The sequence below is a fragment of the Streptomyces durhamensis genome, assembly GCF_000725475.1.
GTDB classification, from domain to species: Bacteria; Actinomycetota; Actinomycetes; order Streptomycetales; family Streptomycetaceae; genus Streptomyces; species Streptomyces filipinensis.
Genome location: NZ_JNXR01000007.1, coordinates 177576 through 193060, shown reverse-complemented (window position 1 = coordinate 193060; position 15485 = coordinate 177576). Strand labels below are relative to the sequence as shown.

The window sequence follows — 15485 nt, the reverse complement described above, 5'->3', positions numbered from 1 at the left end:
GCGCGGGGGTCATGACTGACCGTGCCGGGGACGTCGGCTGCCGTACGGGCGAACCACTCGGGCAAGCCGTAAGGCACGGGACCTCTGCCGACGCTCTAGCGCTCGTACCGCTGAGGTGTCCCTCCGGTCGTCGTACGTACTCTCACGTACGGCCAGGGAGGGCTGTCGGGTCGGAGCCGATCGGGCCACCGACCGGGCATCCTCATGCGTGCGGCCCGTCGCGAAGACGTCGAACAGCGTCGACGCACTCTGGCAGGCGCATTACCACCATACCTCGGATTCGCGCACATGCGATGGCCGATTTGGTCACGTCGTCGTCGTCACACTGATCGGCCAGGCGCTTCCGAGACCGCGCGAGCGGGCTATTGTGCGCCTCATGACTAGCTCTGACAAGCCTGAGAACGACTCCGCGGCGCCCACCGGTGTCGCCGCCCAGGACTGGACGCAGGCCTCCGCCGACCCGCAGTACCGCGCCGCCGTCGTGGACCTGCTCGGCGCGCTCGCGTACGGGGAGCTGGCGGCGTTCGAGCGGCTCGCGGAGGACGCGAAACTGGCTCCGACCCTCGCGGACAAGGCGGAGCTGGCGAAGATGGCCTCGGCCGAGTTCCACCACTTCGAGCGGCTGCGGGACCGGCTGACCGAGATCGGCGAGGAGCCGACGGCCGCGATGGACCCGTTCGTCGCGGCCCTGGACGGCTTCCACAAGCAGACTGCGCCCTCGGACTGGCTGGAGGGCCTGGTCAAGGCCTATGTCGGCGACTCGATCGCGAGCGACTTCTACCGGGAGGTCGCGGCGCGTCTCGACTCCGACACCCGCGAGCTGGTTCTGGCCGTTCTCGACGACACCGGGCACGCCGGGTTCGCGGTGGAGAAGGTGCGGGCCGCCATCGAGGCCGACCCGCGTGTGGGCGGCCGGCTGGCGCTGTGGGCGCGGCGGCTGATGGGCGAGGCGCTGTCGCAGTCCCAGCGGGTCGTCGCCGACCGGGACGCGCTGTCGACGATGCTGGTCGGCGGGGTGGCCGACGGCTTCGACCTCGCGGAGGTCGGGAAGATGTTCTCGCGGATCACCGAGGCGCACACGAAGCGGATGGCTGCGCTGGGCCTCGCGGCGTAGCACCCTGCGAGGGGTGGTTGCGGCGAGGTGCGCGGCCGCGGGTCCGTACGGGCCGGTCGCGCAGCTCCCCGCGCCCCTGGGGATCTGCCCCTGGCGCCCGCTGTGAAGGCGCCGGGGCTACGCCGTCGCTGATCGGCGCAGTCTGCCCGCCGGACGCAGCAGCAGGGACAGCGACGCCGCCGAGATGACCGCGGCGCCCAGGAGGCTCAGCCAGGTGGCGGCGGACCCGAGCGCGGTGTGGGTGACGAAGTCGCCGAACAGGGCGCCGGCGATGCCCGTCGACAGGACCAGGGGCCGGGCCGGCAACCGGTGCGGCAGGCGGTACGCCGCGATCAGGGCGAGGGCCAGACCGAGCACGGCGGAGCCGAGTGCTTCCAGGATCATGTCGGGGTCCCTCCCACGGCCGTGCTGCCTTGAACGGTCCTAGCCCGTCATACCCGTGACCTGCGGAGTGCAATCCTCCGCTGTGGAGAAGTTGTGTGCCAACTGTGTGCACGACCCATGCGGAAGGGCCCGGCGGCACAAGCCGCCGGGCCCTTCTCGCGACGTCGGCCTACAGCGTGCCGAACCCCACCTTGCGCACGGTCGGCTCGCCGATCTCCACGTACGCCAGGCGGTCGGTCGGCACCAGGACCTTACGGCCCTTCTCGTCCTGGAGGCTCAGCAGCTGCGTCTTGCCGGCCAGCGCGTCCGACACCAGACGCTCGACCTCCTCGACGCTCTGACCGCTCTCCAGAACGATCTCGCGGGGCGCGTACTGCACGCCGATCTTGACCTCCACGGCTTTGTCCCTCCGACGGCCAGTGATGTGCGCGATCTTCCGCGCCGTACCCCGCACACATTAGTCCGGTGAGGGGACGTACACGCTGCGGGCCGGAACGCCGTCAGCGAACAGCGCATGGGAACAAACGGACGTCAGTGGTGTTCGGTGCCGTGCAGCGGGAAGCCGGCGATGCCCCGCCAGGCCAGCGAGGTGAGCAGTTGCACCGCCTGGTCGCGGGGCACGCTGCGGTCGCTGTGCAGCCAGGAGCGGGCCACCACCTGGGCGAGTCCGCCGAGGCCGGAGGCGAGCAGCATCGACTCCGCGCGCGAGAGACCGGTGTCCTCGGCGATGACGTCGCAGATCGCCTCGGCGCAGTCGTTGGTGACCTTGTCGACGCGCTCGCGCACCGCCGGCTCGTTCGTCAGGTCCGACTCGAAGACCAGCCGGAACGCGCCGCCGTCGTCCTCGACGTAGGCGAAATAGGCGTCCATCGTGGCCCGGACGCGCTGCTTGTTGTCGGTCGTCGACGCCAGGGCGCCGCGCACGGACTGGATCAGCGACTCGCAGTGCTGGTCCAGCAGGGCGAGGTACAGATCGAGCTTGCCGGGGAAGTGCTGGTAGAGCACAGGCTTGCTCACGCCGGCCCGCTCGGCGATGTCGTCCATCGCCGCCGCGTGGTACCCCTGCGCGACGAAAACCTCCTGGGCGGCGCCCAGCAGCTGGTTCCGTCGGGCTCGGCGTGGCAGACGGGTGCCACGCGGGCGGGCCGCCTCAGTTTGCTCGATGGCTGTCACGCCGCCTCCCAAAATCGTCCATATCGCGGTGTCGGCCGCGCCGCCATCGTACTTTTCGGTAACCGTGGTGTGCGCGCTGCGAGCGCAGAATTTCACGTACCGGACGGCGGCGAAAGCCGCAGCGGGTCCCGGGTGCGGCCGCAGGAGCACGCCGACGTCAGCGGTAGTCGTCCTCGTCGAGTGAGACCACGCGCGTCTGTTCGACCAGATCGGCCTCGTTCGCCCGGTCCGGATCCACCCCCGTCAGGGGGTCGTCACGGTCCGGCCTGATGTCCGCCTGCTGTTCCGCGGCGTCTACTTCGGGAGCCTCGACGTCGATCTCGGGGACCGTGTCGGCCTCCAGGTCGTCGATCGTTTCGGGCTCGGTCGGGTCATAAGCCATGGTGGGCTCCCTTCCTACGAACGTCCCTGGAAGAAGCAGGGGCCACATGCGGGTGCCCTCTGTACGAGCCTAGGAGAGAGCTGATCCGGACGCCATGCCGTCTCGCCCCTTCGTCGCCCCTGTTCACCGGACGCGGACGCCCCGGTCGCGTCGTCCGCGCTCCGTCGGGTTCACCCGTCCCCCACATTCACTCCGTGACGGCCACCACACACCATTCTGTGACGGCCGCCACACGAACCCCGGCGTGATCACCTCGTAACATTGCCGCATGTCTTCGACCGAGTCGCCGTCCGTACCGGCCGCCACGAGTGCGCTTCCGAGGGTGGCGCCCGTCCGGGTCGGAGAGGGCGAACGGCTGCGGTCCGTGGGGCTGCCCGGAGTGACCCTGTCGATCCGTTCCCGCCGTCCCGCGCACGAGGACCTGCCGCCCGCCCTGTACGTCCACGGGCTCGGCGGCTCCTCGCAGAACTGGTCGGCCCTGATGGCCGAGCTGGACGGCGTCGTCCACAGCGAGGCGGTCGACCTGCCGGGCTTCGGCGACTCCCCGCCCCCGGACGACGGCGACTACTCCGTCACCGGGCACGCGCGCGCGGTGATCCGCTATCTCGACGCGGCCGGCCGCGGCCCGGTCCACCTGTTCGGCAACTCGCTCGGCGGCGCGGTCACCACGCGCGTGGCCGCCGTACGCCCCGACCTGGTCCGTACGCTCACCCTGGTGTCGCCCGCCCTGCCGGAGCTGCGCATCCAGCGCACCGCGGCGCCGACCGCCCTGCTCGGGGTGCCCGGTGTCGCCGCCCTGTTCACCCGGTTGACCAAGGGGTGGACCGCCGAGCAGCGGGTGCGCGGGGTTCTGGGACTCTGCTACGGCGACCCCGGGCGGGTGTCGCCCGAGGCGTTCCAGCACGCGGTGGAGGAGCTGGAGCGGCGGCTGCAGCTGTCGTACTTCTGGGACGCGATGGCCCGTTCCGCGCGCGGGATCGTCAACGCCTACACGCTCGGCGGACAGCACGGGCTGTGGCGCCAGGCCGAGCGCGTGCTCGCGCCCAGCCTGCTGATCTACGGCGGCCGCGACCAGCTGGTCGGCTTCCGCATGGCTCCCCGGGCCGCCCGTGCCTTCCGCGACTCCCGCCTGCTGTCCCTGCCGGACGCCGGGCACGTGGCGATGATGGAGTACCCGGACGTGGTCGCCACGGCGTTCCGGGAACTCCTCGCGGACACGGGGGAGCCGGCCCGGAGCGCCGGCGCCGCCGTCCCGGGCGAGGGGAGCTGAGGTCCGCGTGGGACGTCACAGCCGCCGCGGCCCGGCCCCCAAGGACGACTCCGCGGACATAGCCGCCATGCGCCGGGAACAGCGGGACAACCACTCCGACGACGCCAGGGACCTTCCCGTACAGGGGGGCGGACCGGCGTCGCAGGAGGAGGGTGCGGACGGGGTCCGGCCCGTGCTGCCGGGCCAGCGTCAGGCACCACCGGGCCAGCGTCAGGCACCACCGGGCCGGCGTCAGGCACCGCCGGGCGGGGCCGGTGCCGGGGCCGTGGGACATCCGCCGCGCGTCCCCCAGGGGCCGTCGGCGTTCCCGGGCGGCACACCGGCCCACGGAACCCCGGGCTTCGGCGACGGCACGCCCGTACGGGCTGCCCCGCGCCTTCCTGACGGCACCCCGGGGCATGGTGTGCCGCGATTCCCTGACGGCACCCCCGCGCGCGATGTGCCGCGGCTTCCTGATGGCACCCCGGCCCGCGGTGTGCCCCGCTTTCCCGGTGGTGCTGCCGCGCGGGGTGGGCACCCTGAGCAGCGGGAAGCCGGCGGCGGTTGGGGGGAGTTCGCGGGGGCGGCCGGGACCGGGACCGCGTTTGCGCGGCAGCGGCCCGCGGGGCCGGGCCCCGGTGGCGGGCCCCGGCAGGAGTACCTCGACGCCTTCGCGGGCGGGCGCGCCGGCGATGTCGAGGCCCGTGACGATGCCGATGTCTTCGCGCCCCGGGTGGGCAAGCCCCGCACCGCAGAGGAGCACGCGGACGGCGCGCCGGAGGCGGACGGCCCCGGCGGCAGCACCCCGAGCGGGCCGCGGGGAACCGCGCCCGCAACGCACCCGCAGGGTGAGGGAAACACCTCCCCGGGAGCGCCGCGCGGCCGGGCCTTGGCCGGCATCGCGGCGGCCGCCGTCACGACGGTGCTCGCGGTGGTCGTCGCCGGACAGGTGACCGAGTCGCGGGACGGCGGCGCAGCGCAGTCGCGGTCCGCCACCGACCAGGCCCGTGACGCGCACACGCCCGCCGGGCAGGCCCCGTCGGCCTCGCCCGGCACGGCCACGCTGCCGTACCGGCAGAAGATGGACCGGACGTACCCGCTCAGCGCCACCCTGAAGGCGTCGGGGAAGTTCGAAGCGGTGCCCGGTTTCGCCAAGGCGCCCGGCAAGGGGCAGAAGTACACCTACCGCGTGGACGTGGAGCAGGGACTCGGGCTGGACGGCGAGCTGTTCGCCGAGGCCGTGCAGAAGACCCTGAACGACGACCGCAGTTGGGGCCATGGCGGTACCCGTACCTTCGAGCGGATCTCCTCCGGCAAGCCCGACTTCGTGATCACACTGGCCAGCCCCGGTACGACCGCCGAGTGGTGCGCCAAGTCCGGGCTGGACACCACGGAGGACAACGTCTCCTGTGACTCGGCCGCCACCGAACGCGTGATGATCAATGCGTACAGATGGGCCCAGGGAAGCAAGACATACGGGGACAAAAAAATCTACGCCTACCGGCAGATGTTGATCAACCACGAGGTCGGTCACCGGCTCGGCCACGGCCATGTGACGTGCCAGAAGAACGGCGAACTCGCCCCCGTCATGCAGCAGCAGACCAAGTTCCTGGACCATGACGGAATCCACTGTCTTCCCAACCCCTGGCCTTATCCCAGGAGTTGACAGGCGTCGCTCATGTCAGATTGACATGAGTCGTAAGTTCGTTCATATTTCTGCGCATGTGGTCTAGTCATGCCGTCTGCGAGAGCGCCGCCATCGAGCTGGCGCTCATCGGTGTGACCGCACTCTGCGTGGCCGACATCGACTGTCGCTGACGCCGCCGCCCTGGCGCTCGCGTCGCGATCTTCCTCCTTTCCCCGTCCGTGACCGTGTCACGGATTCTTTCGGCGACCCGGCGCCGGGGCGGACGTCTGTCCGCAGTCGTCTCACTGTTCGTCCGCACGTCTCACTCTTCGAGAAGCGCACGATCAGGGCCCCGAGCACCGCCCATTCCCCCTCACTTTCCCCCTCATTTCCCCGAGAGGTCGTCATTCCGATGCGTCAAACGTCCGTCACAGCGCGCCGCGTGGCAGCGGCATCCGTCAGCCTGGTCGTGGCAGCGGGCGCCGCCGCCTGCGGCCCGAAGGACAACGATGCCAAGGCCTCCGGTGGCGACTCCGCGCCCCACAAGGGCGGCACCCTGACGGTGCTGAACTCCCAGCCGCAGACCGACTTCGACCCCGCCCGCCTCTACACCTCCGGAGGCGGAAACGTCCCTTCGCTGGTCTTCCGCACCCTCACCACGCGCAACCGCGAGAACGGCGCGGCCGGTGCCAAGGTCGTCCCCGACCTCGCCACCGACACCGGACGCCCCAACAAGGACGCGACCGTGTGGACGTACACCCTGAAGAAGGGCCTGAAGTACGAGGACGGCACGCCGATCACCTCGGCCGACATCAAGTACGGCATCGAGCGCTCCTTCGCCCCGGAACTGTCGGGCGGCGCGCCCTACCTGCGTGACTGGCTGGCCGGGGCGGCCGACTACCAGGGGCCGTACAAGGACAAGAAGGGCCTTCCGGCGATCGAGACGCCGAACGCCCGGACCATCGTCTTCCACCTGAACAAGCCCGAGGGCGAGTTCCCCTTCCTCGCCACGCAGACGCAGTTCGCCCCGGTGCCCAAGAGCAAGGACGACGGCACCAAGTACGAGGAGCACCCGGTCTCGTCCGGCCCCTACAAGGTCGTCAAGAACGAGAACGACGGCGAGCACGTCGTCCTGGTGCGCAACACGAACTGGTCCGCGGCCACCGACGCCGAGCGCAAGGCCTACCCGGACGAGATCGACGTCCGCTCCGGCCTCGACTCCTCGGTGATCAACCAGCGGCTGTCCGCGTCCCAGGGTGCGGACGCGGCCGCCGTCACCACGGACACCAACCTCGGTCCCGCCGAGCTCGCCAAGGTCGGCGGCGACAAGGCACTGGCCGCGCGCGTGGGCACCGGCCACTTCGGCTACACCGACTACATCGCCTTCAACCCGACCGTGAAGCCGTTCGACGACCCGAAGGTGCGTCAGGCGATCGCCTACGCCATCGACCGGTCCTCGGTGGTCAACGCGGCCGGCGGCAGCGCGCTCGCCGAGCCCGCCACCACGTTCCTGCCCAGCCAGAAGTCCTTCGGCTACACGCCGTACGACCCGTTCCCGGCCGGCACCTCCGGCAACCCGGCCAAGGCCAGGGAGCTGCTGGCGCAGGCCGGCCACAAGAACGGGCTCACGGTCACCCTCACCCACTCCAACGAGAAGGACTTCGAGACCAGCCCGGAGATCGCGACCGCCGTCCAGGACGCGCTCAAGAAGGCCGGCATCACGGTCAAGCTGCAGGGCCTGGAGGACAACGACTACCGGGACAAGATCCACAGCGTGAAGACCGAGCCCGGCTTCTTCCTCGCGCACTGGGGTGCCGACTGGCCCTCCGGCGGCCCCTTCCTCGCCCCGATCTTCGACGGCCGGCAGATCGTCAAGGACGGCGCGAACTTCAACACGGGCCTGCTCGACGACACGTCGGTCAATGACGAGATTGACGCGATCAACAAGTTGACCGACCTTGACGCGGCCGCCAGGCGATGGGGTGCACTGGACCGGAAGATCGGCGAGAAGGCCCTCGTCGTGCCGCTGTTCCACCCCGTCTACAAGCGGCTCTACGGCGAGGACGTCAGGAACGTCGTCATCAGCGACTGGACCGGCGTCCTCGACATCTCCCAGGTCGCGGTGAAGTAGCACCGTGAGCGAGGCACTCGTCACCGTCGAGGCAGCCGGGACGGAATCGTCCGTCCCGGCTGCCTCGGGGGCCCGTCAGTTCTGGCGGCGGCTGCGCGCGCAGCCCGCCGCCCTGGTCGCCGCGGCCGTCGTCGCGCTGCTCGTCCTGATCGCGCTCGGCGCGCCGCTGCTCACCGCGCTGGAGGGCCAGGACCCCACCGCGTACCACCCGTCCCTGATCGACTCCGCCCGCGGCGGCGTTCCGGTCGGCTCCCTCGGCGGCATGAGCGCCGACCACTGGCTGGGCGTGGAACCCCAGACCGGCCGGGACCTGTTCGCGCGGCTCGTGTACGGGGCGCGGGTGTCGCTGGGGGTGGCCCTGGCGGCGACGGTGGCGCAGGTGATCCTCGGCATCGTCATGGGCGTGGCGGCCGGCCTGGGCAACCGCTGGGTCGATCTGGTCCTGAGCCGGATCACCGACATCTTCGTCTCGATGCCGCTGATGATCATGGCCCTCGCGCTGCTCGCCGTCGTCCCGGGCAACTTCCCGCGGCCGGTGCTCGTCGCGCTGGTCATCGCCCTGGTCTCCGGCTGGAGCACGACCGCGAAGATGGTGCGCGCGCAGACGCTCACCCTCAAGAACCTCGACTACGTCGCCGCCTCCCGGCTCAGCGGCTGGAGCACCTGGCGGACCGCCGTGCGCGAACTGCTGCCCGGGCTCGCCGCGCCGGTCATCACCTACGCGGCACTGCTGGTCCCGACGAACATCAGCGCCGAGGCGGCCCTGTCCTTCCTCGGCGTCGGCGTGAAGCCGCCGACGCCCTCATGGGGACAGATGCTGACCTCCGCCGACGTCTGGTACCAGGCGGCCCCGCAGTACCTGCTGCTGCCCGCCGGCGCCCTGTTCACGACCGTCTTCGCGCTGACCGTCCTCGGCGACGGCGTCCGTGTCGCCCTCGACCCGCGCGCGGCCTCCCGCCTGCGCGTCGGCACCGGCCGCAAGCGCGAGGCCCGCGCGGAGCAGGCCGCACCGGAGGCCGGGGCCCGCGCGCGGCGCCAGAGCGGCGCGAAGACCGAAGCGGGAAAGGAGGACCTGGCGTGAACGGCCTCACCGGCTTCGTCCTGCGCCGCGTGATCGGCGCCGTGGTCACCCTGTTCGCACTCTCGGTGATCATCTACGTCGTCTTCTACGTCACCCCCGGCAACGTCGCCCAGATCACCTGCGGCCCGCGCTGCTCCCCCGCCCAGGTCCACCAGGTGGCCCAGCAACTCCACCTCGACGACCCGCTGTACGTGCGCTACTGGCACTTCCTGCAGGGGCTCTTCGCCGGGCAGGACTTCTCCACCGGCACGTCCGTCGAGCACTGCGCGGCGCCCTGCCTCGGCCAGTCGTACCAAACCGGCCAGCAGGTCACCGACATCATCCTGGCCAAGCTGCCGGTGAGCTTCTCGCTGGTGCTCGGCGCGATGGTGATCTGGCTGCTGCTCGGTGTCGGCACCGGTGTGCTGTCGGCCTGGCGGCGCGGCCGGTTCAGCGAGCGCGTGCTGACCGCGATCACGCTGGCCGGCGTCGCCACACCGGTCTTCGTCATCGGTCTGGTCCTGATGATCGTCGTCTGCGGCGAGCTGCAGCTGCTGCCCTTCCCGCAGTACGTGGACTTCACCGACGACCCCGAGCAGTGGGCCTGGAACCTGCTGCTGCCCTGGCTCTCCCTCGCGCTCGTCGAGTCGGCCAACTTCGCCCGGCTGACCCGGGCGTCGATGCTGGAGACGCTGGCCGAGGACCACATCCGCACGTTCCGCGCGTACGGCGTCGGCGAACGCGCGGTGATCGCCCGGCACGCCCTGCGCGGCGCGACGGCCTCCGTCATCGCGCTCAACGCGGTCACCTTCGGCTCGGCGGTCGGCGGCGCCGTCCTCACCGAGACCCTCTTCGGTCTGCCCGGCATCGGCCAGGAGCTGGTGCACGCGGTGAAGGTCGTCGACCTGCCGGTGGTCGTCGGCATGGTCCTGGTCATCGGCTTCTTCGTGGTCCTCGCCAACGCCGCCGCGGACGTGCTGTACGCGGTGGCCGACCGACGGGTGGTGCTCGCATGAGCCTGGTGGAAGTGACCGACCTGAGCGTCGAGTTCGGCCCCCTGCGTGCCGTGGACTCGCTCTCCTTCAGCCTGGCGAAGGGCGCCGCGCTGGCCCTCGTCGGCGAGTCCGGCTCCGGCAAGTCCACGGTCGCGGGCGCCCTGCTGGGACTGCACCGGGGCACCGGGGCGCGGGTCACCGGCGCGGTGCGGGTGGCCGGCACGGACGTACAGGCGGCCTCCGACGAGGAGCTCCGGCGGCTGCGCGGGGCGAAGGCCGCCATGGTCTTCCAGGACCCGCTGTCCTCGCTGGACCCGTACTACGCGATCGGCGACCAGATCGCCGAGGTCCACCGCGTCCACGCGCGCGTGTCGCGTCGCCACGCACGCGCGCGTGCGGTGGAGGTGCTGGACCGGGTGGGCATCGCGGACGCACAGCGCCGCTCCCGCTCCCGGCCGCACGAGTTCAGCGGCGGCATGCGCCAGCGCGCCCTCATCGCCATGGCCCTCGCCTGCGAGCCGGACCTGCTGATCGCCGACGAGCCGACGACCGCCCTCGACGTCACCGTCCAGGCCCAGATCCTCGACCTGCTGCACACGCTCCGCGCGGAGACCGGCATGGGCCTGCTGCTCGTCACCCACGACGTGGGCGTCGCCGCCGAGAGCGTGGACGACATCCTCGTCATGCGGCACGGCGGGGCCGTCGAGCGCGGCCCGGTCGGCACGGTCCTCGCGGCGCCCGCCGAGGCGTACACCCGCGAGCTCCTCGACGCCGTCCCGCGCGTGGACGCCCGTCGCACCGGCTCTCCGGCCACCGACGAGGTCGTGCTGGAGGCCATGGGCCTGCGGCGCGAGTTCGGGCGCGGCAAGGGGGCGGTCGCGGCCGTGGACGACGTCTCCGTGACCGTCCGGCGCGGCGAGACCCTCGGTGTGGTCGGCGAGAGCGGCAGCGGCAAGACCACGCTCGGCCGCATGCTCGTCGGACTGCTGGAGCCGACCGCCGGTGCCCTGCGCTACGAAGGCCGCCCGCACACCGGGGTGAACCCGGCCGTCCAGATGGTCTTCCAGGACCCCGTCTCCTCCCTCAACCCCCGCCGCAGCGTGGGCGAGTCCATCGCCGACCCGCTCCGGGCGCGTGGCGAACGGGACGAGGAGCGCATCCGGGGGCGCGTGACGGAACTGCTGAAGCGGGTGGGGCTCGAACCGGCGCACTACGACCGCTACCCGCACGAGTTCAGCGGCGGCCAGCGCCAGCGCATCGGCATCGCCCGCGCGCTGGCCGCCGAACCGCGCGTCATCGTCTGCGACGAGCCCGTCTCCGCGCTCGACGTCACCACACAGGCGCAGGTGGTCGCCCTGCTCGGCGAACTCCAGCGGGAACTCGGCCTCGCGCTCGTCTTCATCGCGCACGACCTCGCTGTCGTCCGGCAGGTGAGCGACCGGGTCGCGGTGATGCGCCGGGGCCGGGTCGTCGAGTACGGGCCCGCGGACGAGGTGTACGACAGCCCGCGTGAGTCCTACACCCGTCGGCTGCTGGCCGCCGTACCGGCGCTCGACCCCGAGCTGGCGGCCCAGCGGCGCGCGGCCCGCCGGGAACCGGCCGTGGCGTAACGTTTCGCGCCCGCCTGATCGCCGGGTGGATCCTTAGCGCGGCCGAACGCGACCCGCACGCGAAAGTTACGCCCGTTCACCCCTTTTGGTGGCGCGATGGACAACCGTCCGTCGCGCCACCGCCTTGTCCGCTTACGTTCGTCCCGCTGCGAGCCGCCGGGACCGGGGCGGCTCACCGGACAGGAGATCGGGGGTGCACACGTGCGCATCGGACTGGTTACCGAGGGTGGCTACCCGTTTGTGGGCGGTGACGCCGGACTCTGGTGCGAGCGGCTCGTGCGCGGGCTCGGGCGGCACGAGTTCGACGTCTACGCGCTCAGCCGCAGCCGGCGCCAGGAGGACTCCGGCTGGGTCGCGCTCCCGCCGCAGGTCAGCGGGGTGCGTACGGCGCCGCTGTGGACGGCCGAGGACGACGGGGTCGCCTACGGGCGGCGCACACGCCGGCGTTTCACCGAGTGCTACGGCGAACTGGTCGCCGCGGTATGCGCCGGGACCAGGGCCGATGCCGTCTCCGAGGAGGAGGCCACCGCTCTGGCGGACCGTTTCGGCAACGCGCTGTACGGACTCGCCGAACTCGCCCGTGACCAGGGCGGACTGGTCGGCGCCCTGCGCTCGGACGCCGCCGTACGCACCCTCGAACGCGCCTGTCGTGCCCCCGGCGCGCTGCGCACCGCGCACGAGGCGCGCGTACCCGATCTGCTCACCGTCGCCGCACACCTCGAACGCGCCCTGCGCCCCCTCTCCCTCGACTGGTACGGCGACGACGGCCTCGGCGCGGCCGACCTCTGTCACGCCGCCGCCGGCGGCCCCGCCGCCCTCCCCGGGCTGCTCGCCCGGCACTTCTCCGACGTACCGCTGCTCGTCACCGAGTACGGCGTGCCCCTGCGCTCGCACTACCTGACCCTCGGCCCCGACACCGCCGCCCCCGCCGTACGCGCGCTGCTCGGCGCCTTCCACGGCCGGCTCGCCACCGAGGTCTACCGGCGGGCCGAGATCCTCACCCCCGGCAACACCCACGCCCGCCGCTGGCAGGAACGGTGCGGCGCCGACCGGGCCAGGATCCGCACGGTCTACCCCGGGATGGACGCCGCCCGCTTCACCGAGGTCGGCGAGGCCCCCGACCGCGCCGACCCGGACACGCTCGTCTGGGTCGGGCGCGTAGAACCCGCCAAGGACCTGATCTCGCTGCTGCACGCCTTCGCCGAGGTCCGCAAGGAGGAACCCAAGGCACGCCTCAGGATCGTCGGCGCGCCCGCCGGGCCCGAGGGCGCGGCCTACCTCGGCCACTGCCGGGCGCTCGCCGCGCAGCTCTTCCCGGACGAGGCGGAGGGCGCGCACGCCGTCGGTGACAACCCCGTCTCCTTCGAGGAGATCGGCGGCCCGGAAGCCCCCACGCTGCCCGACGCCTACGCCGCCGGCGCGGTCGTCGTGCTGTCCAGCGTGGTCGAGGGCTTCCCGATCGGCCTCATCGAGGCCATGCTCTGCGGCCGGGCCACCGTGTCCACCGACGTCGGCGCGGTGGTCGAGGTGATCGGGGGCACGGGACTCGTCGTACCCCCGCGCAACCCGAGGGCGCTCGCCGAGGCGTGCGTGGCGTTGCTGCGCGACCCCGAGCGCCGTGAGCGCCTCGGCGCCGCCGCGCGCGCCCGCGCGCTCGAACTGTTCACCGTCGAGCAGAACATCGCGGCGTTCCACGGCCTCTACCTGCGGATCGTCTCGCACTGCCCGGTCCACCGGGTCGTCCTCGACGAGGCCGGCGAGCCCCGGCCGTTCGCCACCCCCGCCGAGTCGCACGTCCCCGGCCGCTGGACCGGCCCCACGGCCCGCGTCCTGCCCCGGACCGTCCCCGGCTGGGCCACGGCCCCACCGGTACGCGCGACACCACTGGCCGTGGAGGGGGCGTGATGGGCGTACGGGACGCAGACGGGAGCGGTGCGGTGGGTGAGCCCGGCGAGGCGGGCATGTCGGTCGGGCTCGACCGGCCCGGGATGCCCAAAGGTGCCGAGCCCTGGAACGCGGGCTCGGGGGAGTGGGGGAACGCGCCCGCCGACGACGGGGATCCGGTCGGCCCCGATCCGGTCGGGCGACGCCTCGCCGCACCCCGGCGCGGTGCCGCCGACCCGGTGAAGGCCCTGCTGCACCGGCACCGCGAGCTCTGCGAACAGGCCGTGGACCCGTTGGAGATCGCCGCCGGTCTGGAGGCGCACGGCGTCACCGACCGGACCGCCGCCCGGTTCCGCCACCGCGACGTCTTCTCCCTCGCCGAGGAGCTCTACGCGCGCGTGCCGCGCACCGGTGAGCGCGGCCCGGCGACCGAGCCGCTGCCCGCACCCCGGGTGCGCGCGGACTGGGTCCTGCTCACCCTCCTGCCCGGCGCCCTCGCAACGGCCACCGTGGCAGGACTGCGCCTCACCCACGGCCAGCCCCGCCTGCTGATCACTCTCGCCGGCATCCTCGCCGTCGCTCTCGCCACGCGTGCCGCACTGCGCCGCGGCCCCCTCGCCGGCCCGTCCGGCCCACCCGCGTGGTACACCGCGAACGCCACGCGTGCGTGCACGCTCTGGCTGCTCGGGTACGCCCTCCTCGGCGACGGGCTGCTCCACGCCGTCGTGACCGGCGGCCCCGACGCCCTGCCGACCGGCGCCCCGGACGGCCCCTGGCCCACGGCCACCGCGCCCGCCCTCGCCCTCACCCTGGCCTGCGCCCCGGCCGCCTGGTGCGCCCACCTGCTCACCGCGGGCGCCCGCCGCAGGCTCGCCGGCAGCCGCGGACTGGAGGACTTCACGGCCGCCAGCAGACCCCTGTTGCTCGGCACCTTCGTCCTGTTCGTGGGCGCGCTCACCGCGCTGCTCCTGGTGTGCGGCACCGGCCTGCGCGAATCCGTGGCCTCCCCGCAGACCCTCGCCCTGGGCGCCCTGCTCCTGCTCGCCCGTCTGCTCACCGTGCACCACCACCGGCACGCCCCAGCCGTGCTGCTCGGCGCCGCGGCGGCCACGGAAGCGGTGGCCCTCGCCCTGCCGACGGTCGCGAGGCTGACCGGCTGCGCCGTGCCGGCCACCCCCGTCCGGACCCTCGTGCACGCGTGGGGCGCGGCGGCCGTCCCGGCCCTCGCCTGCGGCACCGCCGCGCTGGTCCTGTTGCTCCACGCCGTCCGCACGCTGACCCAGGCCTCGGCGCACGCGCCCACAGGAGCCCCCGAGTGAACCTTCCGCCGCGGCCCGGACCGCCGCCGGAGGCGACCGCACCACCCCTGTTGAAGGAGAACACCAGATGACCACCTCCCGACCCGGAGCGTCCGGAGCCCCCGGAACCACCGGCGCGTCCGCCGCAGCCGCGCGCGCAGGAGCCGCCGGGACCGCTGGAGCCACGGGCGCCGGGACCGCCGGACTCGCGGGCGCCGGAGCCGCTGGAGTCGCGGGCGCTGGAGCCGCCGGGACCTTCGGATCCGGAAGCCGGGCAGTGACCGGATCCGCCGGGGCCGGGGCCTGGGGCGCCACGGGGTCCGCGCTCGCCCCCAGAGCGAGCGGACCCGTCACACACCCCTGTCCCAGTCGCTCCTTCGGTCACACGAGTCCCGCAGGTCCCAGCCGCCCCGGCTCCAGCCACACCGGCCCCAGCCACACCGGTCACCGTCCCGCCGGTCGCAGTCCCGGGGGTCAAAGTCCCGCTGGTCATCGTCCCGCCGGAGACCGTCCCGCTGCTCACCGTCCCACCGGTCACGGCGACCCCGCCGGCCCCCTCGGCCACAGCGGTTCCGCCG

14 protein-coding genes are annotated in these 15485 nt (G+C 72.8%); 10 read left to right on the top strand and 4 right to left on the bottom strand.

Annotated elements, in window-relative coordinates; translation table 11 throughout:
- Window positions 1–367 precede the first annotated feature (367 nt).
- Window positions 368–1114 (top strand): ferritin-like fold-containing protein, encoded by a 747-nt coding sequence (locus IO33_RS0111900; RefSeq protein ID WP_078963514.1) that lies wholly within the window; start codon window positions 368–370, stop codon window positions 1112–1114.
- Between the two features lie 117 nt (window positions 1115–1231).
- Here the strand turns inward: IO33_RS0111900 and IO33_RS0111895 are convergent, their stop codons facing one another.
- The 4 genes from IO33_RS0111895 to IO33_RS0111880 form a co-directional block, all read right to left on the bottom strand.
- Entirely contained in the window at window positions 1232–1498 is a 267-nt protein-coding gene (locus IO33_RS0111895) for a hypothetical protein (protein WP_031163498.1), read from the bottom strand.
- A gap of 169 nt (window positions 1499–1667) precedes the next feature.
- The gene (locus IO33_RS0111890; RefSeq protein WP_031163497.1) at window positions 1668–1895 is read right to left on the bottom strand and encodes a DUF3107 domain-containing protein; all 228 of its coding nucleotides are present in this window, start codon (window positions 1893–1895) and stop codon (window positions 1668–1670) included.
- Window positions 1896–2029: 134 nt separating this feature from the next.
- Window positions 2030–2671, bottom strand: a complete 642-nt coding sequence (locus tag IO33_RS0111885; protein WP_031163494.1) for a TetR/AcrR family transcriptional regulator — start codon at window positions 2669–2671, stop codon at window positions 2030–2032.
- A gap of 157 nt (window positions 2672–2828) precedes the next feature.
- Window positions 2829–3053 carry a hypothetical protein gene (locus tag IO33_RS0111880; RefSeq protein WP_031163491.1) on the bottom strand — a complete coding sequence of 75 codons (225 nt, stop codon included), beginning with the start codon at window positions 3051–3053 and terminating at the stop codon, window positions 2829–2831.
- A 268-nt stretch (window positions 3054–3321) separates the two neighbouring features.
- Here IO33_RS0111880 and IO33_RS0111875 point away from each other — a divergent pair, with 268 nt between their 5' ends.
- The 9 genes from IO33_RS0111875 (at window position 3322) to IO33_RS0111835 (ending at window position 14928) form a co-directional block, all read left to right on the top strand.
- Window positions 3322–4323, top strand: coding sequence for an alpha/beta fold hydrolase (locus IO33_RS0111875; RefSeq protein ID WP_031163489.1), 1002 nt, complete (start codon window positions 3322–3324; stop codon window positions 4321–4323).
- 7 nt (window positions 4324–4330) lie between these two features.
- Entirely contained in the window at window positions 4331–5968 is a 1638-nt protein-coding gene (locus tag IO33_RS46605; protein WP_063765752.1) for a DUF3152 domain-containing protein, read from the top strand.
- A gap of 56 nt (window positions 5969–6024) precedes the next feature.
- Window positions 6025–6120, top strand: coding sequence for an Ms4533A family Cys-rich leader peptide (locus tag IO33_RS53785; RefSeq protein ID WP_342448267.1), 96 nt, complete (start codon window positions 6025–6027; stop codon window positions 6118–6120).
- A 221-nt stretch (window positions 6121–6341) separates the two neighbouring features.
- Window positions 6342–8060, top strand: coding sequence for an ABC transporter substrate-binding protein (locus tag IO33_RS0111860; protein ID WP_031163484.1), 1719 nt, complete (start codon window positions 6342–6344; stop codon window positions 8058–8060).
- Between the two features lie 4 nt (window positions 8061–8064).
- On the top strand, window positions 8065–9141 hold the full coding sequence (locus IO33_RS0111855) for an ABC transporter permease (protein ID WP_031163482.1): 1077 nt from the start codon (window positions 8065–8067) through the stop codon (window positions 9139–9141).
- Window positions 9138–10136: an ABC transporter permease gene (locus IO33_RS0111850; RefSeq protein ID WP_031163480.1), complete on the top strand. Its 999-nt coding sequence runs from the start codon at window positions 9138–9140 to the stop codon at window positions 10134–10136. Before IO33_RS0111855 ends, IO33_RS0111850 begins: the two co-directional genes overlap by 4 nt.
- Entirely contained in the window at window positions 10133–11725 is a 1593-nt protein-coding gene (locus IO33_RS0111845) for a dipeptide ABC transporter ATP-binding protein (protein ID WP_031163477.1), read from the top strand. Before IO33_RS0111850 ends, IO33_RS0111845 begins: the two co-directional genes overlap by 4 nt.
- A gap of 201 nt (window positions 11726–11926) precedes the next feature.
- Window positions 11927–13630 (top strand): DUF3492 domain-containing protein, encoded by a 1704-nt coding sequence (locus IO33_RS0111840; protein ID WP_031163474.1) that lies wholly within the window; start codon window positions 11927–11929, stop codon window positions 13628–13630.
- 218 nt (window positions 13631–13848) lie between these two features.
- Complete coding sequence (locus tag IO33_RS0111835; RefSeq protein WP_031163471.1) at window positions 13849–14928, top strand: hypothetical protein; 1080 nt, start codon at window positions 13849–13851, stop codon at window positions 14926–14928.
- The last annotated feature ends 557 nt before the right edge of the window (window positions 14929–15485 follow it).

What these genes read in the sequence shown, in the direction of transcription:
- IO33_RS0111895 (WP_031163498.1), bottom strand. Translation starts at nt 1,498, where the DNA reads ATGATCCTGGAAGCACTCGGCTCCGCCGTGCTCGGTCTGGCCCTCGCC.
- IO33_RS0111880 (WP_031163491.1), bottom strand. Translation starts at nt 3,053, where the DNA reads ATGGCTTATGACCCGACCGAGCCCGAAACGATCGACGACCTGGAGGCC.
- IO33_RS0111875 (WP_031163489.1), top strand. Translation starts at nt 3,322, where the DNA reads ATGTCTTCGACCGAGTCGCCGTCCGTACCGGCCGCCACGAGTGCGCTT.
- IO33_RS53785 (WP_342448267.1), top strand. Translation starts at nt 6,025, where the DNA reads ATGTGGTCTAGTCATGCCGTCTGCGAGAGCGCCGCCATCGAGCTGGCG.
- IO33_RS0111860 (WP_031163484.1), top strand. Translation starts at nt 6,342, where the DNA reads ATGCGTCAAACGTCCGTCACAGCGCGCCGCGTGGCAGCGGCATCCGTC.
- IO33_RS0111845 (WP_031163477.1), top strand. Translation starts at nt 10,133, where the DNA reads ATGAGCCTGGTGGAAGTGACCGACCTGAGCGTCGAGTTCGGCCCCCTG.